Here is a 24,124-nt window from a genome sequence, read left to right on the forward strand (position 1 = left end):
GACGGCGCATGGCGCCTCCTCAGGATGAGGCGGTATTAAATATATAACCTCATCCTGAGGAGCGCTGAAAGCGCGTCTCGAAGGATCCTCAGAACAGCTGGAAATATTCCTGATGTTCCCATTCCGAGATTTCTGACAGATAGCGGTTGATCTCGAATTTCTTGATTTCCAGCAGGTAATCAATGAACGGACTGCCCATCTGGGCACGCCAGAAGTCGCTGGCCGCCAGCGCGTCAACAGCTTCCAGCAATGTCTGGGGCAGGCGGACGGCATCGCTGCTATAGGGATTGTCGACCGGTTTCGGCGGTGTCAGACCGCGCTCTATGCCATCCAGCCCGGCCAGCATCTGCGAGGCGAGATAGAGATAGGGGTTCGCTGCCGGTTCACCGACCCGGTTTTCCACCCGTGTTCCCGGATCACCCGGACCGCCGATTGCCCGAACCATGGCCCCCTTGTTGTCACGGCCCCATTGTATCCGGTCCGGCGCCAGCGCATGCGGGCGGTAACGGCGGTAACCGTTGACAGTCGGTGTCGTGAACACACAACTGCCCGCCGCATGTTCCAGCAGCCCGGCCACAAACTGACGGCCTGTCGGGGAGAGCAACTCGCCTTCCGTTTCGGCCATGAAAACATTACGTCCGGTCTTCAGGTCCACCAGCGACTGATGCAGGTGCCAGCCATTGGCGAACAGGTTCTCGACCTTCGGGCGGCACATGAAAGTGGCGTGATAGCCGTGGCGACGACAGATCTGTTTCACCGCGCTGCGGAACAGGATCATGTTATCCGCATGTTCGATGCCACTGGCCGGTGCGAAGGTGAACTCGCACTGGCTCGGCCCGAATTCAGCCTCGATGGACCGCACGGGCAAGCCCAGTTTCTGGACATCACGGCGGATCATATCGAGCACCGGCTCCAGCTCGTCGTAATTCTGTTCCGACAGATAGCGGAAACCCTGTGCCAGCAGTTCGGTCTGCGGCGGTTTGCCCGGCTGCACCGCATCGGACGGACGCAGCGCCGGGTCGGTCAGTTTCAGAACCGTGAATTCCACTTCCAGACCGGCAACGTAATCATAGCCGGCAGCCGCCATCTTTGCCGCCGCCATCTGACCGATGGCCCGGGTCGAGAAGGGAATCCGTCCCCCCGTGGTGAAATTGATGTCGCAGAGCATCCAGCCGGAATGTGGCGACCAGGGCAGGATACGGAAAGTCGCGGGGTCCGGCACCATGATGAAATCACCAGCGCCCTCCCATGCCTGATCCCCGAGACCGCCGCCTTCGCTCCAGACCGGAAAGACCGTGCGGTGGGAGGTGTCTTTCAGAATCAGCGTCGTGGTCATCGAACAGCCGTTGGCCAGCACCGCCGACAACTGTTCCACCGGGATGGTCTTGCCATGCAGAACGCCATGCTGATCCGCAAAGGACAGGCGGATGACCTCCAGCCCCGCGGCTTTCGCCTGTGCAATGACTTCGCGGGCACGTGCTTCGCCATCAGCGTCGCGCAATCCGTGCCGGGCGACGAAACCGTCGGAACCCAATCCTGCATTCGGTGTACTCAAGAGACTATCCTTATCTGGGCCAGCACTGGCCGGATCATAAATCGGAAAGGGCCGGTATTACACCAGGACTCGTAGCGCCCTAACCCTGGCACCAGGAACAGGCATCACGACGTTTCTGGTCCTGCAAGGTCCAGGACCCTTCCCAGTCATCGGTCGGTGCGATGGTGTCGATGGCGATCGGGCCGGTAATGGCTGCTGCCGTATCCCCATCCACCAGCAGGGGCAACGCCCGATCTTCGCCCTCAACCGTGGCCTTGATGGCAAGACGTAGCTGACGCCTGTTGCGGGTGATCGCCTTGTCGGTAACACCCAGATGCTCTTTCGTGCGGTCCTGAATCGGGCCGGGCGATTCAACAGCCCACTGGTCATGTACATTGATGTCCATCCCCATGCCCGTATAGGTCATGCTGGCCTGTTCCTCCGCGTCATAACCATAGTTGTTCGATTTGTTCTTGCCTGGAATATAATCCGGCAGGGAATAGAGTTCGAGGCGCTGGCGGCGCATCAGCTCATGGTCCACCGGGGCCCCGAAGCTGGTGAAGATGGCATACCAGTAGGAATGCGTGTCATCGACCGGCACATGCCACTGGGTAATGGTCATTTCATTGCTCATCGGAATCACGATGGCCTGCGGAAAGATGTGGTTGGTGATCCGGACATGGGTCCGGCCATCGGTCATATGCCGCAGCGAGGTGATGCGCATGCCATAGTCAGTTTCATCGACATTGATATCGGGTCGCGGATAGTCGCGCAGGATCTGCGTCATCGGGATATCGGTATCACCCGCCTTGTCCTTGAACTGCTTGCCGTAACTTTCAGCCGGGTCTTCATCTTCCAGATAGCGATGCAGGAAAGAGGCATGCGCCGGATCGATACCGACCTCCGTGGCCTGCAGCCAGTTACATTCCATGAACCCCTTGAAGGCGAAAACATGGCTGTGCGGTGCGGCAAAGCAGTCGAAGGCCGGGAAAGGCGGCGGATCGCCTGGCCCCATATAGGCAAAGATGATGCCGCTGCGTTCCACACAGGGATAGGCTGTATGATTGATCCGTTTGTGAAAACTGCTGCCTTCCGGTTCCGCCGGCTGCTCCAGACAGGCCCCTTTTTCATCAAACAACCAGCCATGGAACGGACAGCGCAGACCGCCATCTTCCAGCCGTCCGTAACACAGATCGGCCCCGCGATGCGGGCAATGCCGGTCGATCAGGCCGTAACCGCCATCTTCAGTGCGGAACAGCACCAGCCGTTCGCCCATCAGATTGACCTCGCGCACCGGACGGTTGCCCGCCAGTTCATCGACCAGCGCCGCCGGCTGCCAGTACCGGCGCAGCAGCGCCCCGCCAGGCGTACCCGGCCCGACCTGTGTCAATGTGGCGTTCTCTTCAGCACTCATCATGGCGGTGACCCTTCCTTCCGACAGGAACCGGTTTTCCGATAAACCGGGATCATAAATAAATGTTCGATTATCGAACTAATGTACGATAATATGATATTCGATTAATCTTCCGCTGAAAACTGTATTCTCCATGCCCGATCCTGATGACAAGGAATTCGCCAAGACTCTCGCCAAGGGGCTGGAGGTTCTGGCCGCCTTCGACCGCGAGACACCCGGCATGACCATCTCGGAAGTGGCAAACCGGTTCGGCTTCAACCGCGCGGTGGCGCGACGCATCGTCCGCACACTGGAGATCCTGGGTTATCTGAAACAGGAACGCCGGGTCTATTCCCTGACGCCACGCGTGCTGCGACTCGGTTACGGCTATCTGGCCTCAAACAAGGTCGGGAATGTCATTCACCCCATCCTGAAACAGGTGACTGCAGAAATTGACGAGCCCTGTTCCATGGGCGTCCTTGATGGCAATGAAGTGGTCTATGTGGCCCATTCTCCCGGTGAACAGCGACACTTCTCGGTCGGCCTGACAGTTGGCAGCCGTCTGCCCCTGCTGACCACGGCCACCGGCCGGGCCCTGCTGAGCCGGCTGCCCGAAGACCATACCAAGTCATTGATTCAAGAGGCTCCCCTTGACCGGGAAACCCCGAAGACAGAAATGAACCGGGAACGCATCACCACCCTGATTACCGAAGCACGACAGCAGGGCTATGCCTATGCCGAGGATGAGGTGGAGATAGGCCTGGCCTCTGTCGCCGTGCCTGTGGTCAGTGCAGCGGGGGTGCTGATCGGTGCCATCAACGTGGTGGTCAACAACGGACGTGTTGATGAATCGACGCTGCGCAGCGACTATGCCGGCAGCTTGAAACGATGCGCGGTCCATCTCGCGGCGGCGCTCGGGTGAGCGGGGAAAAGACATATGCTGCAGGTGAACGTGGCCAACAGGCCGCGCAACAGAGCAGGCTGGCATGGCTGAAACCGGCAACAAACCGGATGACACTGCCGGGCTGCCCGACTTTCTGAAAGATCTGGCGCTCCCGGACGGGCTGGCGGTCCTTAATGACGAGCTTGAACCGGAGACCATGCCGCCGGTTGAGGATGCAGACGAAGACGACGACGCCAACCCGCCACAGACTGATGTAACAGCCCCGTCCGAAGCAAAGCCGGAAGCTGACCCGTTCGTGATCGATCAGGTTGATGAAGGCTCCGGCCTCTATGGCCCCCATTTTCCACAACTGAAACCCATCGGTGACCCGGACCAGTTGCAGCGCATGGTGATCCGGATAGAAGAAGGCTTCAAATCCGGCGACCGGCTGGAAATCACCGATCTGGAGATCATCCCCGGCGAAAGCGATGCCACTGTGGCCGACATGCCAATCATCATTGAAGGTGGCCGGTTTGATGACAACACCCGGTCATTGATCCTGACCGGGCTGGCCTCACCCGAGGATTACGATCTCGTCGTCAGCCATGTTGCCCTGAGCTCTGTCGATACAGAGAAGACCAACGGCAAGCGCATCCTGCGGATCACCGCAACCGATGGCACCGGCGCCAACTGGGACGCCCCCCTGCTGATCCTCGACGTCGACTAATCCCGCCTTCGTCGTCCCGAAACTGGCCAGGCCGGGGTCCTCCTGCTTGGCCACAGATTCCGGATTGCCGACCTGGCGGTCGTCCGGGGGTGACGAAAGACGACTGCCTCTCACATCATCTCATGTCATCCCGGCGCGGGCCGGGAACCAATTGTTCGCTGGCGTGGCGTTATGGCCGGGTCCCGGATCGGGGTCCGGGATGACATGGGTTGATGATGACGGTCAGTTCTCGAACAGAGGCCCGCCCTGCGTCAGGCGCGGATCAAAGACTGACCAGCCGCTATGAGCCGCAAGGCTTTCCATGGCCAGCGAGCCGACCAGTGAGTTGCCCACATCATTCAGACCCGGCGACCAGACAGCAATGCTGGCCCGGCCCGGTGCGATGGCCAGAATGCCGCCGCCGACGCCACTCTTGCCCGGCAGGCCCACCCGAAAGGCGAAATCGCCGGAGGCATCGTAATGCCCGCAGGTCAGCATGATGGCATTGATACGCCTCGCCCGTTCAGGCCGGACAAAGGCCACACCATCCGCCGGATTGATCCCCCCGTTCGCCAGATAGAGGCCCGCTGTCGCCAGTTGCCGGCAGCTCATCCGCAGGGCACACTGGTGAAAATAGGTATCCAGAACATCACCGACATCCGACCGGATATTCCCGAAACCCCGCATGAAATGGGCAAGACTGGTATTGCGGTGGCCGGTCTCGGCCTCGGAGGCTGCAACTTCCTCGTCCATGGCAACGGTATCGTCACCGGTCAGATATTGCAGGGCCCCGACAATGCGTTTCTGTGCATCCTTCCGGCCAAAGGCCTGAACCAGCGCGTCGGTCACCACCAGCGCCCCCGCATTGATGAACGGATTACGCGGAATCCCCTTTTCACGTTCCAGCTGAACAATCGAGTTGAAGGAAGAACCGGATGGCTCGCGCCCGACATGTTGCCACAAATCCGCCCCGGCCAGTTCCAGCGCCAGACTGAGCGTAAAGACCTTGGAGACACTCTGGATCGAAAACGGCTCATCGGCGTCACCGATCACTGCCGTCTCGCCATCGCAGCCGATGATCGCCATGCCGAATTTCTCCGGGTCGACCTTCGCCAGTGCGGGAATATAATTCGCCACCCGGCCACTGCCGATAACCTCTTCGACATCCCGGTAGACACTGCGCGACAACTGCTCGAAATCCATAATCACCTCTCTGTAACCCAACGCTCTTTCAGCTTTTTCGGGAGCGCCCGTACCTATATGTTGCCCCCTGCCGGGAAGATGCAACACCGCACAGCCCCGGCTTTTATATGAGCGAAACCATGACCTACTGCCTCGGCATCCTGTTGCCTGACGGCCTCGTCCTCGCCTCTGATTCCCGGTCCAATGCCGGGGTCGACCAGCTGGCCACCGTCCGCAAGCTTTCCGTCTTTGAACAGCCCGGCGAACGCATGATTGTCGTGCTGTCCGCGGGCAACCTCGCGACCACGCAGGCCGTTGTCACAACCCTGCGCCAGAATCTCGGCAGCGGCGAAGCCGGACGTGACCTGTTTGCCGCACAGACCATGTTCAACGTCACCCAGACGGTGGGCGACATGCTGCGGGAAATTCTCGCCCGGGAGGCTACTCATGTGCAGCCCTTCGGCGACCCCAATGCTTCTTTCATTGTCGGTGGCCAGATAGCCGGCGGCAAACACCGTATCTTCCAGGTCTATTCTGCGGGCAATTTCGTCGAAGCGTCAGCCCGTACCCAGTTCCTGCAGATCGGGGAAACCAAATATGGCAAGCCAATCCTCGACCGGGCGCTGACCAACGAAACCTCCCTGCAGGAAGCCGCCAAATTGGCCCTGCTGTCCTATGATGCAACCATCCGCAGCAACCTGTCAGTCGATGCCCCCATCGACATGATGATCTATCGCCGGGACAGCCTCGACGGCACCACCCTGCGGAAGTTCAACCGGGATGATGACTACTGGCACAACCTGCGCGACACTTACAGCAAAGGCCTTGGCCAGCTGGTACAGTCCCTGCCCTCACCGCCGGATTTCACTTCCCGGCGAAGCTGACCTGCCCGACACGGATATCCGGAAGACAGGCACCCGGCATAAAGTTGCAGCCCCGGTGCAGGGGGGCCTAAACTGTTCCGGGGAAATGACCGGGGGGACAGTCATGAGTGATCTGCATGCTGACATTCTGCGCAGCAGCTTTCTGTTACAGCATCTCAGCGAAGAAGAACTGTCGCATCTGCTGAAATTTGCCCGGCTGCACCGTTTTGCCGCCGGTCAGATGCTGTTCCAGAAAGGTGATGACGGCGACAGTCTGATGGCCATTGTCTCCGGTCATATCCGCATCAGCACCCTGTCTGCGGAAGGCCGCGAAGTGGTGCTGAACATTCTTAATCCCGGTGAACTGTTCGGCGAGATTGCCCTGATCGACGGCAAGGAACGCACGGCGGACGCCAGCGCCATGGATGATTGCGAAGTGATCATCATCCACCGCCGCGACTTCATGCCCTTCCTGCAGCAGCGCCCGGAACTCTGTACCCGTCTGATGGTCGTGCTCTGCGAACGCATCCGCTGGGTCTCGGCCCTGCATGAGGATTCAATGTTCCTCAGCCTCACCCAGCGCCTTGCCAAGCATCTGCTCCGCCTCGCCGGAACCTATGGTCAGCCGACAGCGGAAGGCACCATGATCGACCTGAAACTGTCACAGCAGGAACTCGGCAACATCCTCGGCGCCACCCGCGAGAGCATCAACAAGCAGATCCGCGCCTGGGAGGATGACGGCTATCTGAAACGCACCAGCGGCCGCATCGTGATCTGCAACCCCGACGCCCTCGAAGACGCCACGATGGAGGAGTGACGGGGCCGGGTCAGATCACCCCGCCGCCTGAATAGCCGCTTCTTCGAGCAGGAACTCGCGGAAGGCCTGGACCTTTGGGAGGGCGGCGGAGCCGGGCGGGTAGATGATGTAGTAGGCGATGTCGGAGGAGAGTTCGAGGTCGAAGGGTTTGACCAGACGGCCGGACTCCAGATCGCCGGTAATCAGGGCGGTGCGGCCCAGCGCCACCCCCCGGCCATCAAGCGCCACCTGAATCATGGCCGGTGAATCGTTGAACACCCGCCCGCTGCGGGGATCGACGTCGGTCAGGCCGGCCAGGCGGATCCATTGTACCCAGTCTTCCTGATTGTCTTCATGCAGCAGCGTGTGGTGACGCAGGTCGCTCGGTTCACGCAGCGGGTTCTCGCCCTCCAGCAGGGCCGGGCTGCAGACCGGGGTCAGGTCGATGGGCAGCAGGAACTCCGCCTCCAGCCCCGGCCATTCGCCGCGACCGGCCCGCACCCCCATGTCCATATCCTCCCGCGCAAAGTCGACCAGCGAGATCGAATGATGCAGCCGCAGGTCGATATCCGGGCAGTTCTGCCAGAACCGGCTGAACCGCGGGGTCAGCCACTTCGCTGCAAAGGCCGGGGTCAGCGTGACGTTGAGAATCTGGGTTTGTGCCCCCGCCGTAATACGATCTGCCGCATCCGCTATCTTGGCGAAGGCCTCGGAGACCGCGGGCAGCAGGGCCCGCCCCTCATCAGTGAGAATCAGTTTGCGAGGCAGACGCTTGAACAGCTTCACGCCCAGCGCCTCCTCCAGCGTCTTCACCTGATGGCTGACCGCCGCCTGGGTGACATACAGCTCTTCCGAAGCACGGGTGAAGCTGAGATGACGCGCACCGGCTTCAAAGGCACGCAGCGCATTCAGAGGGGGCAGACGTCGGGCCATATGAATAAATCCAGCTAATGCATGAGGTGAATTAACGTCGTTTGTAGCCGCATCACAATCGCAATAAAACTGTTTTCAACAGGGTTTCAGGTGAGAAATCCACATACACAGATTAGAAAAACAGAGGGCATGATCATGAATCCAGTTTATCAGGGCATTTCCCGGGCCGGTGGTATCGACCTGCACAGCCAGATTTCCCGTCATCAGCTGACCAGTCCCGAGGTCAGGAAATATCATGTCGAACTGCCTGCCGGACGTATTCTTGCGGGCTGGTTCATCTGCCAGATCGGCAGCCATCTGAAAGCCCGGGGCGAGGCACTGGTGATAACCGCAGAAAAGCTCATGCATGTTCCGGCTCCCCTCCTTCGCTGACCTTATTAGTCACGAAGGAGCCATCGGCACCGGACCGGCCGCCCCGGCATCTGCCCCCCAATAGCCCTTGCCGGGGCAAACCGGCCGATCCGGTGTCGATGGAATTGGAGACGTTGCCGCCTCCTAGCCGTCCATGACCCGGCGCCATTCCGGCCAGGCCGTCACGATATCTGCAATCAGCTGGTGCCCGTCCCCTGTCGGATGGGTGCCGTCTCCTGCTTTCAGCGACTTTGTATAGCCGTCGGAGGAGTCCAGAATCTCTCCGACATCGAGAAAGGGAACGCCAAGGGATGCGGCGATTTCCCGATAGCCTGCGGTCAGTTCAGCCAGACATTGCAGCCGCGGTGGCAGGTGAGCCCCCCGCGTTTCATTCACCACCATTTCCTCGATCACCGGTGTCGGCCCGAGCCAGAGCAGCGGGGCACAGGCCTGCATGGCACTGACCATGCTGCGGGCGATCCCCAGTGATTCCTCCGGCGGAACCCGCATACCGTAATCCACGCCGTCGAAGCCTGTCTCGGCTCCGGCGGAATCATTGATGCCGATCATCAGGACAATACCGGACTCACGCCGGGGCGACTGCCGGGCCGACCATTCCTGCCGCCAGCGCAGGGCCAGGCGGCGCGACGTATCACGGCGGATACCAAGATTATAACTGGTGAGACGCTCGGTCTCGGCATTCTCGATATTGGTCAGTCGGCCAACCCAGCCCGGTCCACCCCGGTCACCCGTTCCGGCGGTGATGGAATCACCCAGAAAACATATCCGGCGTTCCCGTTCCTTCATGACTGACTCGCAATCACGACAGGCAGACGTTCCAGCAGATCCGCACGGGTGGGGCGGCAGGCTTCTTTCAGCCAGTAAGCTTCCATCTCGGCCAGAATCCGGCCGACGGCCGGTCCTGCGGGAACCCCCGCATCAAGCACATCGGCCCCCATCAGCGGAAACTCCGGTGGTGAAGCGGCCTCAGCCGCCTCGAACAATCGCCGCCATTCAACATTACGTCCCCCTTTGGTCTCAGATTGATCAATGTCATTTGCCCAGGCCATCAGCAGATGATCCCGGAAACGCTCCGCCCCCAGCTTGTGAATGCCCGCCAGCATGGCCGCTTCACCCATATCCGGCGCCAGCGTCAGATCCGGTTCGCAGAGGTCGAGCAACTGGTCCCGCCGGGCATTGGACAGACGCCATCGGTCTGCCACAGACGCGGCCCCCTCGCTGTCGCGGAACAGTAATGCGGCCAGCCGCCGGACCGGGTCCAGGGCAACACGGTTCTCGCCCATGGCACGGGTTTCCAGCCAGATCAGGGAGTTCAGCATGCCCAGCTTTGGCGAGGCAGGCAGCAGATAGGACAGAATTTTCTCAGCCGCCATCAGGTCAATGATTGTCCCCGGCGATGTCTGTTGCAGCAGACGAAACATCTCGTTCTGAATACGCTCCCCGGAAATATCATCAAGATGTGCCACCGCCTTGCGACAGGCCGCCAGGGCCGCCGTTGCCGGCGGAATACGGCCATAGCGTCCGGTAAACCGGAAGAAGCGCAGGATCCTGAGATAATCTTCCTCGATCCGCTTATTCGGATCGCCGATGAAAATCACATTGCGTTCCGCCAGATCCCGCAGGCCGTTGAAATAATCATAAATGATCCCCTCACGGGTCATCGACAGCGCATTCATTGTGAAATCGCGCCGGGAGGCATCGGTCTTCCAGTCATCGGTAAAAACCACTGTGGCATGGCGACCATCCGTCTCGACATCCTGACGCAGGGTCGTGATCTCCAGCTTCTCGCCGTCAGCAATACAGGTGATGGTGCCATGTTTCAGGCCGGTCGGGATAACCTTGAGACCGGCAGAAACCAGCGCCTCCATCGCCACTTCCGGCTGAAGCGTCGTCGCAAGATCGATATCGTGAATGACCAGTTTCAGCACCGCATCCCGGACACTGCCGCCGACAAACCGGATTTCCCCGCCCACCGCCTCGATAGCATCGAACACCCGGTTCACAGCTGGTGAGGACATCCAGTCCTGCCGGGCAATCTGGCCCGGCGCATCGGTCATCTGAATGGTCTGAACCGCATCGGTATCAACATCCAGCCCACGCGTCTTGCGGGACAACAGCATCACCAGCAGGGCCAGCAAGCCAAGGACCATGGCTACAATCAGCCAGGGCAGGGTGACACCAAAGGGCGAAAAATTCACAGCATCAGGCCTTTCAGACCCTAGTTGTAGTGACCCGGCACGATACGACCGTCTTCCATGCGCGGCGGCACATATTCACCGTTGCCACCATAATTGCCGGTCAGGGCCGTGAAAGCCAGAACAGCAATCATCAGCAAACCACCGGCCAGCAGGCTGAAGAACAGGCCGCCTCTGGTAATCTGCGGCGGTGGCTTGCCGGTCGCATCCTGACGCCGGGCCATCAGGATGCACCAGACCAGATAAATGACAACCGGCCCGATCAGGGGCAGCAGAACGGTCAGCAGAATACGCATCATGTCTCCGTCATCACATAAGCGAGGTTGCGCAGCATCCCTGCCGTCGCACCCCAGATAATCCGGCCTTCATGTTCAATCTGATAGAACCGGCGCAGTCTGCCACCCCGCACCCGCATGTGGAAACTGTAACGGTCCATATCGAGCAGCAGGGATAACGGTGCCTCGAACACATCCGCCACCTCGAACGGGTCCGGCCGGACCTCGAAAGGCGGCATCACCAGTGCAACCACCGGGGTTACCGTAAAACCGGTTCCGGTATTATATTCCGCCAGTCGCCCCAGCAGATCAATCCGGTCAGAGGTGATACCGACCTCTTCCTCGGTCTCGCGCAGGGCAGCCGCCTCCGCATCCCGGTCGCCGGGATCAATCCGTCCGCCGGGGAAGCTGATCTGACCGGCATGATCGTTCAGATGGTCGGTGCGCTGTGTCAGCAAAACCGTCGCGCCCCCCGGCCGGTTAACGATTGGCACCAGTACCGCCGCCGGACGCCGGGCCTGGACAAAAGTATAGCCGGCATCCTGCCGTGCCGGGTCGGACAGACGCAGCCGGTCTGTAATCTGCTGACGAATCAAGTCGCGCTCTCCAGTGATCCAAGGGGCCAGAAGCGACCGGAAGACCAGACACCAAAATCCTGTCCGTCTTCCCCCTTTCTTTCTTCACCCATCGCTACCAGATCATAAAAGACGGCGCGAACAATCCGGGCATCCAGCCGGTCACGGATACGGACCCAGGGGCGCGGCTCGCCCGTCACGTCATCGTGATCGCAACCCAGTGGATGATCGTCATCAACTGTTACAAAGTCATCCAGATTGGTTCTGAAACGGATTTGCTGATGCTGGCCTTTTCCTTCGACCAACATTTCGACGGCAGTGAACGGCAGGTCATCGACCTCGATGGACGCCGTCTCGACCGGTGTAATCAGCCAGTACTGGCCCGCATCGTCGCGCTTCAGCACGCTGGCAAACAGCTTCGACAGTTCTTTCCGGCCAATCGGCGATCCCTGATAGAACCACAATCCGTCGCCCCGGATGCGCATATCGATATCGCCGCACAGGAATTTTCCTGCCGCAATCCCGACCGGACCGTCGGTGTTTTTCGTCGTTTTTGTGATGCCGTCTTGCCCTTGCGCCATAATTTCGTCGACAATTCCCTCGAAAATGTTTCCGCCGCCAAATCGGCCACCATGGTAACGGAGTGAATATAGTGAGCAACAGCACAACCGACACCCTTGAGCAGACCACTGCCCCCGAAAACCTGGCCGAAGATCTGGACAGGCTGGGAGGGCGTCTGGCCGATGTAAAGGCCCATATCGGTGAGATCATTTATGGACAGGATGAGGTCATCGAACAATCGCTGATCGCACTGCTGTCCGGTGGACATGCGCTTCTGGTCGGCGTGCCCGGCCTCGGCAAGACACTTCTGGTCCAGACACTGGCAACGGTTCTTGGTCTGGACGACAAGCGAATCCAGTTCACCCCGGATCTGATGCCCGCAGATATCGTCGGGTCTGAGGTACTGGAAGAAGGCGATGGCGGGGCCCGCTCGTTCCGTTTCATCAAGGGGCCGGTGTTCTGTCAGATGCTGATGGCCGATGAAATCAACCGCGCCAGCCCGCGCACCCAGTCCGCGCTGTTGCAGGCGATGCAGGAACATACGATCTCGGTAGCCGGTGAAATCCACAAACTTCCGAAACCGTTCCATGTGGTCGCCACCCAGAACCCGATCGAACAGGAAGGCACCTATCCGCTGCCGGAAGCCCAGCTGGACCGGTTCCTCATCCAGATCAACGTCACCTATCCCGATCACAAGTCGGAGAAAATGGTGCTGGCGAAAACGACAGGAGCCGAAAATCAGGTTGCCCGCAAGGTGCTGTCGGCGAAGGAACTGCTGGCAGCCCAGAAGCTGGTTCGCCATGTACCGGTCGGCGATGCGGTGGTCGAGGCGATCCTGAAACTGGTCCGGGCGGGCCGACCGGAAGAAACCGACCTGCCTGATGTCGCGGCCAATGTCTCCTGGGGCCCCGGCCCCCGCGCCAGTCAGGCTTTCATGCTCTGCGCCCGCGCCCGTGCCGTCATGCAGGGGCGTCTTGCCCCGTCGGTTGATGATGTCATCGCGATTGCCGAGCCGGTCCTGCGTCACCGTATGGCGCTGAATTTTGCCGCCCGGGCAGATGGTGTGAATATCAGCGACATTATCAGAAAGCTGTGCGCCGTTGTCGCCTGACCTGACCATGACACGCAGCCTTGAAGGCCGGGCGGAAGTTGCCGCCGCCGGTCTGCCCCCGCTGCTTGTGCGCGCTGACCGGGTTGCCCACACGGTTGCACAGGGTGTGCATGGCCGGCGGCGCGTTGGCACGGGTGAAACGTTCTGGCAGTTCCGTCAGTACCAGCCCGGCGACACACCCGCCTCCATCGACTGGCGACAATCTGCCAAGCGTGACCATGTTTTTGTGCGGGAATATGAATGGGAGGCAGCACAGTCCATCTGGCTCTGGCGCGATGCCTCTCCCTCGATGTCCTACAGTTCCGGCCGCGATCTGCCGACCAAACCCGACCGTGCCGAGCTGCTGGCCGTCGCACTGGCCGGGCTGATGGTCCGTGCCGGTGAACGGGTTGCCCGCCTCGACGGTAATGAACGTCCGGCATCCGGCAGGCTCGCCCTGATCCGTCTGGCCACCGGGCTGACCAAACAGGCTGAAACCTCAACCGGCATTCCGGCCCGTGCCAACCTGCCCCGCCATGCCCGCGTTGTCATGTTCGGTGACTTTCTTGACCCGCTGGAACAGACAGCAGCCGCCGTTCGCGGCCTGTCGGCTCAGGGTGTCGATGGTCATCTGATGCAAATCACCGATCCGGTTGAAGATGCCTGGCCCTTCGCCGGGCGCGTACAGTTCAACGGGCTGGAAGGTGAAGCCAGTCAGCTGGTCGGGCGTGCCGAGACCCTGCGACAGGCCTATCGTGAACGTCTGCAACAGCACCGTGCCGGATTACAGGGAATCTGCGACAGCTGCGGCTGGAGTTTCGGTCTGCACCGTACCGACCATTCCCCGGAATCCGCCCTGATGGCCCTGTTCGTCCGCCTTGGACAAAGGTCGCCACGATGAACCGTCGCCAGGATTCATTTCCGGAGAACCCTGAATGCTGAGTCTGGGCGCCCTGTCATTTGCAGTGCCGCTGGCACTGGCGGCTCTGATTACCCTGCCGCTGCTGTGGTGGTTGCTACGCGCTGTGCCACCGGCACCGCAACGTATCGATTTCCCGCCCCTGCGTCTGCTCACCGGATTGCTCGCCAAGGAAGAGACACCTGCTCATACGCCGCTCTGGCTGCTGTTGCTGCGCATGCTGGCCGCCGCTCTGCTGATCTTCGGCATCTCTCATCCCATTTGGAATCTGACCAGCCGCCTGCCCGGCAGCGGGCCGCTGATTCTCGCTGTCGACAACGGCTGGACCGCCGCCACCGACTGGGCCGCCAAGGTCAAAGCCATGCAGGGTCTGATTGACGAAGCGGCCCGTACCAGCCGCCCCGTTGCTGTGCTGCCCGCCATCACCGATCCTGCCTCGCCTTCTTCGGCCACCGGGCTGACCACGGCTGAAGAAGCCCGCCGTCTGGTTGGCGGACTGACACCTTTCCCCTGGAAGGGTGAGCGTTCCGCCATTACGGACCGGCTGGACGGCCTGACTCTCGACGGCTCGGCAAATGTCGTCTGGATTGCCGACGGTGTCGGCCAGGAAGCGGACCGCAACTTTGCCGAAAGACTGCAACGTGCCGGGTCGCTCCGCCTGTTGCTCGACGACGCAGGTCAGGGCCCGCTGATGTTGCTGCCTCCCTCGCTGGACGGGGCTGACATTACCCTGACTGTGCGGCGGACAACCATCACCGGTGACGCAACCGTAGTAGTTCGTGCCGTGGATGCCGACGGACAGGGACTTGGCCTGCAAACCCTGAACTTCGTTGATGGCGAAAGCGAAACCAGCGCCGCCTTCAGTCTGCCGACCGACCTTCGTAACCGGATCGCGCGGCTGGAGATCCAGAACCGCCCCGGCGCCGGATCGGTCGCCCTGACCGATGACCGCTGGCGCCGCCGCCCGGTCGGGCTGATCGCCACATCCGCCACCGATACCCAGCCGTTGCTGGGTGCGCGCTATTACCTGCGCAAGGCCCTCGACCCGTTTTCCGAAATTCGCGAAGGCGATTATCAGGAACTGATCGACAGCAAACTCTCCGTGCTGATTCTCCCCGACTATGCCGGACTGACCGACACGGACCAGTCCGCTCTCGACAGCTGGTTGCGGGCCGGTGGTGTGATGATCCGCTTTGCCGGACCGGCACTGGCCCGGCAGCCGGACAGCCTGCTGCCTGTCACGCTGCGCTCCGGCGGGCGGTCCCTTGGCGGGGCAATGTCATGGTCCCGGCCTACCGGTCTGGCCCCCTTCCCGGCAGACAGCCCCTTTGCAGGTCTGCCGATTCCGGCAGAAGTTCATATCCGCCGGCAGGTACTGGCCGAACCCTCGCTCGATCTGCCGAACCGTACCTGGGCAACGCTGGTTGATGGCACCCCGCTGGTTACCGCCGAACGACGGGATGAGGGATTGCTGGTTCTCTTCCACGTCACCTCGAATTCCGAATGGTCTGATCTGCCGCTGTCCGGCCTGTTCGTCGATATGCTGCGGCGCATTGTCTCGGAAAGCCGGGGTGTACTGTCGGATACCGGTCGGGCAACCCTGCCACCACTTGCCAGCCTCGACGGCTTTGGCATCCTTGGTGCCCCGATGCTTACCGCCACCGCCATTGAAGCAGGCGGCACTACCCTTCCCGTGGTTGGACCCCGACACCCGCCGGGCCTGTATGGTGCTGACGGCGCAACACTTGCCCTGAATATCGGCACCGCAGATAGCAGCTTCGGGCCAATCACCGACCTGCCTGCCGGGGTCACCGTGGAAAACTATGGCGGAAGTGAAGAGATCGATATCAAACCCTGGCTGTTACTGGCGGCGGCGCTGCTGTTGCTGGCCGATTTCATCATCGCCCTTGGTCTGCGCGGCCTGCTGCGCCCCGCACTGACCGGCGCGCTGGCTTTGATGATCTTCAACATTGTTGCCCTTCCCGACGCCCGTGCACAGGGCACAAGGACCGATGACCGCGCCGCCATGGAGGCTGCCCTCCAGACCCGGCTTGCTGCCATGGATACCGGTATTCCGGCCTCCAACGAGGTTGCCCGTGCTGGCCTTTACGGTCTGACACAGGCTCTCAACCGTCGTTCCGCGACAGATCTCGGTGCTCCGGCGCTGGTCAATCCCGAACGGGATGACCTCAGCTTCTATCCCCTGATTTACTGGCGCATCGACCGGCAGCAGCAAGGCATGAGTGACTTTGCAGTCGGCAAGCTGAACGACTTCCTGAAAAATGGCGGGCTGCTGCTGATCGATCAGGCGCTGGGAGATGGCCTTGGCGGCTCCTCGCTGGCGCAACTGCTCCGCGGGCTGAATGTCCCGGCCCTTGCGCCCGCAGGGGATGACCATGTTCTGACCCGCTCATTCTATCTGCTGAACGACTTCCCCGGTCGCTGGACTGGTAATCAGGTATGGGTGGAACGGGATGCCTCGACCGATAATGACGGGGTTTCCTCCGTCGTCATCGGCGTCAATGACTGGGGCTCTGCCTGGGCCACGGATGATGCGGGCCGCCCGCTTTATGCGGTCACACCCGGCGGCGAAATCCAGCGCGAGATGGCCTATCGCTTCGGCGTCAATCTGGTGATGTATGCGCTGACCGGCAACTACAAGGCAGATCAGGTCCATGTCCCGGCGATCATGGAAAGGCTCGGGCAATGAATAATACCCTGTCCGGCCTCATTCTCTCCCCGCTCGTCGACCCGCTCTGGATATGGTCGATTGCAGCGGTCACGACCCTTCTGGCCATTTACGCGGTCTGGCGTGGTGCGCCCGGTGCAATTCTCCGGCTCGCCGCAATGACGGCGGTGCTGATTGCCCTCGCCAATCCGCAATTCGTCAATGAAAGCCGGCAGCCGATTGCTGATGTTGCCCTAATTGTTGTCGATGATTCACCCAGCCAGAAACTCCGGGACCGCTCCGAACGTACGGAAGCGGCACTTGCCTCCCTCACGGAAACGCTGGGTAAATTCCGCGATCTTGATATCCGGGTTGTCCGCACCGACGGACGGTCAGAGAAAGCCGCCGGAACTCATTTGTTTGAGGCGGCTGACCGGGCCATCTCCGGCCTGTCTGATGGCCGGCTTGGTGCCACCTTCATCATCACCGACGGACAGGTTCATGGCCTGCCTGATCCGGCGGACCGTGCGGGCAGTCCCGTACATGTACTGCTGACCGGTGAACGCCGCGGCCTCGACCGCCGGCTGGTTGTCGAACAGGCGCCGAACTTCGGACTGGTCGGCAAGGAAGTCAGTGTATCCCTGAAAGTTGAAGACCTGGACGGAGCTACCGGCGCTGCTGCCCAGATTACCGTCCGGCGGGACGGGCAGCTCATCGAAAGCATCTCCGCCTCCACCGGCGAGACAATCGTACTACCCCTGCAGATTGACCATGCCGGCGAGAATATCTTTGAATTTGAAGCAGCTGGCCTCCCCAACGAACTGACCCTGCGTAACAACCGCGCCGTACTGCCCGTCAACGGTGTTCGCGACCGGCTGCGTGTGCTGCTGATTTCCGGCGAACCGCATCCGGGTGAGCGCACCTGGCGCAACCTGCTGAAAAGTGACCCTGCCGTTGATCTCGTCCATTTCACCATTCTGCGTCCGCCAGAGAAGGCGGACCGTACGCCCTTGCGCGAACTGGCCCTGATCGCCTTTCCGATCCGGGAATTGTTCGAGGTGAAGCTTGATGAATTCGATCTGGTGATCTTTGACCGCTACCGGCGGCGCGGGGTGCTGCCGCCGCTCTATCTCGGCAATATCGCCCAGTATGTCCGCAATGGCGGGGCACTTCTGATGGCGGTCGGGCCGGAATATGCGGGCAACATGTCGCTGGCCAGAACACCGCTGGGCGATGTTCTGCCGGCAGAACCGACCGGCAATATGACGGAGAGCGGTTTCCGTACAAGGGTGACAGAAACCGGGGCACGCCATCCGGTGACGGCTGACCTGCTGGGGGCTGCCGATATTGCAGACACCCCCCGCTGGGGCCGCTGGTTCCGGCAGATCGAGGCCACAGCCCGCGATGGCGAGGTGCTGATGTCCGGCCCCTCCGGACCAATGCTGATGCTCAGCCGCCCGGAAAGCGGCGATGTCTCAACCCCTGATCCGTCAATCACCGCCGGGGGCCGGGTGGCCCTGCTGCTCAGTGATCATATCTGGCTCTGGTCCCGTGGTTATGAAGGCGGCGGACCGGCGTCTGAACTGTTGCGGCGAGTCTCACACTGGCTGATGAAAGAGCCGGAACTGGAAGAAAACAACCTGACCGCGCGCAGTGAAGGTCAGAACCTGCGGATTGAACGCCGCTCCCTCACCCCCGGCCCGGCAAAGGTGGAACTGACCCGTCCCGACGGCAGCACCGAGACACTGGACCTGCAACCCAATCGTAATGGTATCGCGACGACCACGATTGCCGCCGCAGAACCCGGCCTCTACCGGCTGACCGACGGTCCGCTCGACCGGCTGATCGCAGTGGGCGATATCAACCCTGTCGAATTCTTCGATGTCCGCACGTCACCCGAACCGCTGTCTCCGGTGATGACCGCCTCCGGTGGCGGCTATCGCTGGCTGGCCGAAGATCCGTCCCCGACCATCCGCCGCATCCGCAAGGATGCCAACCGTTCCGGCGACGGCTTCCTTGGCGTGCTGCGTAATGAAGATTACGTCATCACCGGCATCACCCAGACCCCGGCTGCCCCACCGCTGGCCGCCCTCGTCATCCTGCTCGGCCTGCTGCTCTGGGCCTGGCGACGGGAAGGGAAATAGTTTCCGGGTTCTCGTTTCCTAGCCCACCCCCTCATCCCATGGCGGCGGGTCGCGGAAGCAGTGGGCGAGGTGATCGATGAAGAGGCGGACCTTGGCCGAGAGGTGTCGGGAATGCGGATAGATGGCGTAGATCGCGATCGGATCAGCCTCGAAATCCGGCAGAATCGGGACCAGTCGTCCGGCGCGGATGGCATCACCGACAATAAAGGACGGGGTCAGCAGAATACCCAGACCGGCGGTTGCGATGCTGGTCAGGAAATCGCCATTGTTGGCGGTCACCACCGGGTCCGTGGTTACCGTCAGGGGCCGGCCATTTTCCTGAAACCGGAACTCACGCGGGTTTGAGATATAGCTGTAACTCAGCATCCGGTGACGGGTCAGTTCCTCCGGCCGGTTCGGGCGGCCACACTGAGCAAGATATTCCGGGCTGGCGCAGGTTACCCGCCGACAGGTCGCCAGTTTTCGCGCGATCAGACTGGAATCCGGCAGATCCGCAATCCGGATCGCAAGATCATACCCCTCATCAACCACATCAACCCGCCGGTCATTCAGCGTAACATCGACCCGCAATTCCGGATGCAGGCCCTGAAACTCTGCCACCGCCGGCGCCAGATGCCGGATACCGAACGACATCGGGGCATTCAGACGCAGCGTCCCTCGCGGGGTATCCGACAGTTCAGTGACAGCCTGTTCTGCGGCAAGGATATCGTCGAGCACAGCGGCACAACGGTCATAATAGGCGCGGCCAACCTCCGTCAGGCTGAGCCGTCGCGTGGTCCGGTTCAGCAGACGTGCACCGAGCCGGTCTTCCAGCGCCGTGATCTGCTTGCTGGCCGCAGATTTCGACAGACCAAGCCGGTCAGCCGCAGCCGTGAAACTGCCCGCCCGAACCACCTCGACAAAAACCTCAACACCTTGCAGCCGCTCACTCATTGTTTACCTCAGGAAACAATATGATGAAAAAATGACGGGTTATCGTCTTCAGGGCAATCAATTACATACAGGCCACAACCGAAACAGCTCTCACAGGAGACGAGCATGACCAAGGTACTGGTGCTTTATTATTCAAGTTACGGCCATATCGAAACCATGGCATCGGCCATCGCAGAAGGTGCCGCCGGGGTCGACGGCGTAACGGTCGATATCAAGCGGGTTCCGGAACTGGTGCCGGAAGAAGCCGCCAGGAATGCGCATTTCAAACTGGACCAGAAAGCAGACATCGCCATGCCTGCGGAGCTGGAAAACTATGATGCGGTCATCTTTGGCACGCCAACCCGGTTCGGAAACATGGCATCCCAGATGCGCAACTTCCTCGATCAGACAGGTGGTCTTTGGGCTGCGGGCAAGCTCGTCGGCAAAGTCGGCAGCGTCTTCACCTCCACCGGTACGGGTGGCGGCAACGAAACGACCATCCAGTCGTTCCACACCACCCTGTTTCATCACGGCTTTGTTGTCGTCGGACTGCCCTATGCCATTCCGGAAACAACGGATATTAGTGAATTCCGGGGTGGCTCACCGCTCGGCGCGGCAACAATCGCCGGTCCGGATGGCAGCCGTCAGCCATCAGAAACCGAACTGACGATGGCCCGGTTCCAGGGCAAGCATGTCGCCTCGATAGCCGCTAAGCTGAAGGCCTGAGTCGGGAACTGAAGAACAGGAGTTAAAACCATGGGACAGCTGGTGAACGGCGTCTGGCAGGATGTCTGGTACGATACGAAGAAGACCGGCGGCAAATTTGTCCGCTCGGAATCCGCATTCCGCAACCGGATCGGTGATCCGGGGTTCGAGCCGGAAGCCGGACGTTATCACCTCTATGTCTCCATGGCCTGTCCCTGGGCACACCGGGTGCTGATCATGCGACAGCTGAAGGGACTGACAGACGATATCAGCCTGTCGAAGGTTGATGCGCTGATGCTGTCCGAAGGCTGGACCCTGAGCGAAGGGGAAGACCCACTGCATGGTGCCCGTCGCCTGCATCAGGTCTATACTGCGGCAAAGCCGGATTACACAGGACGGGTCACCGTGCCCGTTCTGTGGGACCGCAGACAGGGCACCATCGTCAATAACGAGTCTGCGGAACTGATCCGCATGCTCGATAACTGGCGGGGAGCGCCGGAATATTATCCGGAAGACCTGCGGGCTGAAATCGATGCGGTGAACGAGCGCGTCTACAATACGGTCAATAACGGCGTCTACAAAAGCGGCTTCGCCACGACACAGGAAGCCTATGAGGATGCCTTCGATGCACTGTTCGACAGTCTGGACTGGCTGGAGAGCCTGCTCGACCAGCGTCGCTATGTTGCCGGAGACCGGATCACCGAAGCGGACTGGCGGCTGTTTACCACCCTGATCCGCTTCGACCCGGTTTATCATAACCATTTCAAATGCAACCTGCGGAAGCTGCGGGAATACGAAAATCTCTGGAACTACATGCTGGAACTCGCCCAGCAGCCGGGGATCGCCGACACCATCGATTTTGCGACGATCAAGAAGCATTATTACGGCAGCCACGAGACGGTGAACCCGACAGGGATTGTGCCGAAAGGACCTGCCATTGACCTCACACAACCACATAACCGAAACCGGATTCCGGTTTAGGAGGATATGTTACCGAAGGTAAAAGCTCTGGCGGGTCGGGGGAGTTTCGCAATACGGACTGAAGGTCGCGGGCTTTCCCCGGTCCCGATCAATGGCCGGAGTTATGTACAGTGGGACTGCATGAAAGTTTGATCTTTTCAGCTTGCCGCCATGTCATCCAGCCACTTGAGAGCTTCCTTGCGCTCGGTCGACACAAAGTGCGGAAGCGGGCGATCACTACTATAGAAAGCAAGTTCGATGAAAAGCCTTGTCAGAGCCAGGTCTGCTTCGTTCTTCACAAGGATTGCGACAGCGCATATGCGGTGCAGTTCATCAAGCGGTCTTGCCTTCACCGAAATCGACTTCAGGTCGTTCGCATTCAGATTGTGCATTTCAGCGCCAGACATATCCCATAACGCTTTCAGCGTGTCGCCGTAGTCCTCTGCCTCGATAATTGAAACAATGCTACTTGCCGTCACGGTACCGCGTACAGTTACTGTCGTAATCTGGGATACATAGTCCTTGGACAAATCGAAACCCGACATAACGGCCTTCAGATCAGCGGATCAGAATCAATAGAAACAAAAGTGCATCTTATACAAACCAAAAATATATAGACAGATTGTACTCCATATATTTCGACGATCCTGTTGCTAACCGAAAATACTCATTTGCCAGTCTGCTCACTTTAAAAACCCATAATGATCTTATACGAGATATTCGAACATCGGGATCACCGAACAGACCCTGACCAGCCAGGCCAAACGGCTGTTGAGGATGTCAGAAATCGATATCACCACCCTGATCAGACGGATGTGCTGCTGCCTGATCTGCCCTGATGGCAAATTTCTATTGTGGATGATGCGGATATCCATGAGCCGGGGCCGATGTTAATATCCGATGGTTCGTGGGTTGTTTCTGCGATGGGTTATCCATGTCTGCAATATGGGGTCAGAGTTTATGTATACCGCTGAACGACGCGCCCGGGCGCAGGGCTCTCTGGTCATCAGGCATGACAGCACGGCCCCCGGAAGTGATGAAATTTCCGAGCTGAAAAATCTCATTCTCGGACTTCGCACCGATATCCAGGCCATGCAGCAGAACAGCGGGAATGGTACCGGGAGCCTTCCGGCAGCGGTGACTTCCTCACCGGCAGAACCCTCTGATGAAGAAATCATGACCCTGAAGACCGAGGTCAAGGCGCTGGCTCATGCAATCCAGCAGACCAAACGGGAAATCGCAGCCTTGCGCAGTCCACATGCCGACAAGGACCAGATCAGCGCCGTCACCGACGAACTGGATGCGGTCGTACAGGCGACGGAAGATGCCACCAACACCATTCTTGAATCAGCTGAAACCATCGACAATGTTGCGGAACAGCTGCGGTCCAGCGATGACGCTTTCGTCAACCAGCTTGGCGAGCAACTGGCCGAGCAGAGCATGAAAGTGTTCGAAGCCTGCAACTTTCAGGACATTACCGGACAGCGCATCAACAAGGTCGTCAACGGTATGAAATTTGTCGAGGAACGCATTCAGGCAATGATTGCGATCTGGGGCGAGGAAGACTTCGCCAAAATCGCGCCCTCCACCGAGATCAATTTTCGCCCTGAAGATCCGGACGCCTCCCTGCTCAGTGGCCCGCAGCTTGAGGGGCAGGGCATCAGCCAGGATGAAATCGACGCCCTGTTTGACTGAGGGCCGGGTTCAGAGTGCCGGAATATTGAACATCCGGCGCAACGCCTGCTGGCCGGGCGGCGTAATCTCCAGTGCCCGGCTGTTGTTCAGCCGCCGGACATAACCCTGATCGAAATAGTGACGGCATATAACGGCCCCGAGATGTCCCGCGACATGCGGCACCCGCTCGCTCCAGTCCAGACAGGGACGGCAGACAGGTCGGGCACCCTTTTTCTTGCTTGCCTGCGCCGCAAGACTAATCCCCATGCTGGTCAGCGCCTGCATGCCGGCTTCTGTCACAATCCCGGACTCACTCTCAAACTCGACATAGCCCAGATCGACCAGACGGGTTGCAATCGCCACCCCCAGCTTTCCGGCAAAATGGTCGTAACAGGTCCGCGCCCGGCGCATTGAGGCATCCCGCGGCCCGGTCGACAGTTGCCGGGTCTTTGCCGGGGCTTCAGATGAAGCAATCTGCATGACCCCTTCCAGCATCCGGGCGATATCCGGCCCGGCGAGACGGAAGTAACGATGGCGGCCCTGTTTCTCTACCGCCAGCAACCCATTTTGCGTCAGACGTGACAGGTGACCACTCGCAGTCTGTGCCGTGACACCGGCAACCGTCGCCAGTTCTCCGGCAGTCAGTGCCCGCCCATCCATCAGCGCCGCCAGAATCGACGCCCGTGCCGGATCGCCGACCATCATGCCGATTGCGGCAATACGGTTGGTGGTCATGGACATATGTCGATCCTCCTGAATTGTCTGGTGCCTGCCACACCATACG

At 60.2% G+C, this 24,124-nt stretch carries 24 protein-coding genes; 12 read left to right on the forward strand and 12 right to left on the reverse strand.

Annotated elements, in window-relative coordinates; genetic code table 11:
- Positions 1 to 88 precede the first annotated feature (88 nt).
- Both GH722_02850 and GH722_02855 read right to left on the reverse strand, forming a co-directional pair.
- The gene (locus tag GH722_02850) at positions 89 to 1,501 is read right to left on the reverse strand and encodes a glutamine synthetase (protein ID MRG70692.1); all 1,413 of its coding nucleotides are present in this window, start codon (positions 1,499 to 1,501) and stop codon (positions 89 to 91) included.
- A gap of 133 nt (positions 1,502 to 1,634) precedes the next feature.
- Complete coding sequence (locus GH722_02855; GenBank protein ID MRG70693.1) at positions 1,635 to 2,951, reverse strand: Rieske 2Fe-2S domain-containing protein; 1,317 nt, start codon at positions 2,949 to 2,951, stop codon at positions 1,635 to 1,637.
- 130 nt (positions 2,952 to 3,081) lie between these two features.
- Here GH722_02855 and GH722_02860 point away from each other — a divergent pair, with 130 nt between their 5' ends.
- The gene (locus GH722_02860) at positions 3,082 to 3,849 is read left to right on the forward strand and encodes a helix-turn-helix domain-containing protein (protein ID MRG70694.1); all 768 of its coding nucleotides are present in this window, start codon (positions 3,082 to 3,084) and stop codon (positions 3,847 to 3,849) included.
- A 64-nt stretch (positions 3,850 to 3,913) separates the two neighbouring features.
- Positions 3,914 to 4,537 (forward strand): hypothetical protein, encoded by a 624-nt coding sequence (locus tag GH722_02865; GenBank protein MRG70695.1) that lies wholly within the window; start codon positions 3,914 to 3,916, stop codon positions 4,535 to 4,537.
- Between the two features lie 222 nt (positions 4,538 to 4,759).
- Here the strand turns inward: GH722_02865 and GH722_02870 are convergent, their stop codons facing one another.
- Complete coding sequence (locus GH722_02870) at positions 4,760 to 5,719, reverse strand: glutaminase (GenBank protein MRG70696.1); 960 nt, start codon at positions 5,717 to 5,719, stop codon at positions 4,760 to 4,762.
- Positions 5,720 to 5,838: 119 nt separating this feature from the next.
- Between GH722_02870 and GH722_02875 the strand changes: the two genes are divergently transcribed.
- Positions 5,839 to 6,582: a peptidase gene (locus tag GH722_02875; protein ID MRG70697.1), complete on the forward strand. Its 744-nt coding sequence runs from the start codon at positions 5,839 to 5,841 to the stop codon at positions 6,580 to 6,582.
- Positions 6,479 to 7,378, forward strand: a complete 900-nt coding sequence (locus GH722_02880; GenBank protein MRG70698.1) for a cyclic nucleotide-binding domain-containing protein — start codon at positions 6,479 to 6,481, stop codon at positions 7,376 to 7,378. Before GH722_02875 ends, GH722_02880 begins: the two co-directional genes overlap by 104 nt.
- Positions 7,379 to 7,393: 15 nt before the next feature.
- Here the strand turns inward: GH722_02880 and gcvA are convergent, their stop codons facing one another.
- A complete protein-coding gene (gene gcvA, locus GH722_02885; protein MRG70699.1) occupies positions 7,394 to 8,290 on the reverse strand; it encodes a transcriptional regulator GcvA in 897 nt (298 codons plus the stop codon).
- Between the two features lie 135 nt (positions 8,291 to 8,425).
- Between gcvA and GH722_02890 the strand changes: the two genes are divergently transcribed.
- The gene (locus GH722_02890; GenBank protein ID MRG70700.1) at positions 8,426 to 8,662 is read left to right on the forward strand and encodes a hypothetical protein; all 237 of its coding nucleotides are present in this window, start codon (positions 8,426 to 8,428) and stop codon (positions 8,660 to 8,662) included.
- A 123-nt stretch (positions 8,663 to 8,785) separates the two neighbouring features.
- Here the strand turns inward: GH722_02890 and GH722_02895 are convergent, their stop codons facing one another.
- From GH722_02895 to GH722_02915, 5 genes are read right to left on the reverse strand one after another with little or no spacing between them, the layout of a single operon-like run.
- Positions 8,786 to 9,448 carry a hypothetical protein gene (locus tag GH722_02895; GenBank protein ID MRG70701.1) on the reverse strand — a complete coding sequence of 221 codons (663 nt, stop codon included), beginning with the start codon at positions 9,446 to 9,448 and terminating at the stop codon, positions 8,786 to 8,788.
- Entirely contained in the window at positions 9,445 to 10,860 is a 1,416-nt protein-coding gene (locus GH722_02900) for a CCA tRNA nucleotidyltransferase (GenBank protein ID MRG70702.1), read from the reverse strand. Before GH722_02900 ends, GH722_02895 begins: the two co-directional genes overlap by 4 nt.
- Positions 10,861 to 10,880: 20 nt before the next feature.
- Positions 10,881 to 11,153, reverse strand: a complete 273-nt coding sequence (locus tag GH722_02905) for a hypothetical protein (protein ID MRG70703.1) — start codon at positions 11,151 to 11,153, stop codon at positions 10,881 to 10,883.
- The gene (locus GH722_02910) at positions 11,153 to 11,758 is read right to left on the reverse strand and encodes a CoA pyrophosphatase (protein MRG70704.1); all 606 of its coding nucleotides are present in this window, start codon (positions 11,756 to 11,758) and stop codon (positions 11,153 to 11,155) included. Before GH722_02910 ends, GH722_02905 begins: the two co-directional genes overlap by 1 nt.
- Positions 11,725 to 12,288: a DUF1285 domain-containing protein gene (locus GH722_02915; GenBank protein ID MRG70705.1), complete on the reverse strand. Its 564-nt coding sequence runs from the start codon at positions 12,286 to 12,288 to the stop codon at positions 11,725 to 11,727. The genes GH722_02910 and GH722_02915 overlap by 34 nt, the downstream gene beginning before the upstream one ends.
- A 71-nt stretch (positions 12,289 to 12,359) precedes the next feature.
- Between GH722_02915 and GH722_02920 the strand changes: the two genes are divergently transcribed.
- The 4 genes from GH722_02920 to GH722_02935 are packed head-to-tail and all read left to right on the forward strand — an operon-like array spanning position 12,360 to position 19,089.
- Entirely contained in the window at positions 12,360 to 13,379 is a 1,020-nt protein-coding gene (locus GH722_02920; protein ID MRG70706.1) for an AAA domain-containing protein, read from the forward strand.
- A gap of 7 nt (positions 13,380 to 13,386) precedes the next feature.
- Positions 13,387 to 14,259, forward strand: coding sequence for a DUF58 domain-containing protein (locus tag GH722_02925; GenBank protein MRG70707.1), 873 nt, complete (start codon positions 13,387 to 13,389; stop codon positions 14,257 to 14,259).
- A gap of 34 nt (positions 14,260 to 14,293) precedes the next feature.
- Positions 14,294 to 16,987: a DUF4159 domain-containing protein gene (locus GH722_02930; protein ID MRG70708.1), complete on the forward strand. Its 2,694-nt coding sequence runs from the start codon at positions 14,294 to 14,296 to the stop codon at positions 16,985 to 16,987.
- Entirely contained in the window at positions 16,984 to 19,089 is a 2,106-nt protein-coding gene (locus tag GH722_02935) for a hypothetical protein (GenBank protein MRG70709.1), read from the forward strand. The genes GH722_02930 and GH722_02935 overlap by 4 nt, the downstream gene beginning before the upstream one ends.
- A gap of 18 nt (positions 19,090 to 19,107) precedes the next feature.
- Here GH722_02935 and GH722_02940 read toward each other — a convergent pair whose 3' ends face one another.
- Entirely contained in the window at positions 19,108 to 20,022 is a 915-nt protein-coding gene (locus GH722_02940; protein ID MRG70710.1) for a LysR family transcriptional regulator, read from the reverse strand.
- Between the two features lie 105 nt (positions 20,023 to 20,127).
- Here GH722_02940 and wrbA point away from each other — a divergent pair, with 105 nt between their 5' ends.
- Together wrbA and GH722_02950 are read left to right on the forward strand one after the other, a co-directional pair.
- A complete protein-coding gene (gene wrbA, locus GH722_02945) occupies positions 20,128 to 20,727 on the forward strand; it encodes an NAD(P)H:quinone oxidoreductase (GenBank protein MRG70711.1) in 600 nt (199 codons plus the stop codon).
- Positions 20,728 to 20,757: 30 nt separating this feature from the next.
- Positions 20,758 to 21,687, forward strand: a complete 930-nt coding sequence (locus tag GH722_02950) for a glutathione S-transferase family protein (GenBank protein MRG70712.1) — start codon at positions 20,758 to 20,760, stop codon at positions 21,685 to 21,687.
- Positions 21,688 to 21,824: 137 nt separating this feature from the next.
- Here GH722_02950 and GH722_02955 read toward each other — a convergent pair whose 3' ends face one another.
- Positions 21,825 to 22,211 carry a hypothetical protein gene (locus tag GH722_02955; protein ID MRG70713.1) on the reverse strand — a complete coding sequence of 129 codons (387 nt, stop codon included), beginning with the start codon at positions 22,209 to 22,211 and terminating at the stop codon, positions 21,825 to 21,827.
- Positions 22,212 to 22,566: 355 nt separating this feature from the next.
- On the opposite strand from GH722_02955, the gene GH722_02960 reads away from it, so the two are divergent.
- Positions 22,567 to 23,361, forward strand: a complete 795-nt coding sequence (locus GH722_02960) for a hypothetical protein (protein MRG70714.1) — start codon at positions 22,567 to 22,569, stop codon at positions 23,359 to 23,361.
- Between the two features lie 9 nt (positions 23,362 to 23,370).
- Here GH722_02960 and GH722_02965 read toward each other — a convergent pair whose 3' ends face one another.
- Positions 23,371 to 24,075, reverse strand: coding sequence for a helix-turn-helix domain-containing protein (locus GH722_02965; GenBank protein MRG70715.1), 705 nt, complete (start codon positions 24,073 to 24,075; stop codon positions 23,371 to 23,373).
- Between the last annotated feature and the right edge of the window lie 49 nt (positions 24,076 to 24,124).

Source organism: Alphaproteobacteria bacterium HT1-32, from assembly GCA_009649675.1.
Lineage (GTDB): Bacteria > Pseudomonadota > Alphaproteobacteria > Rhodospirillales > HT1-32 > HT1-32.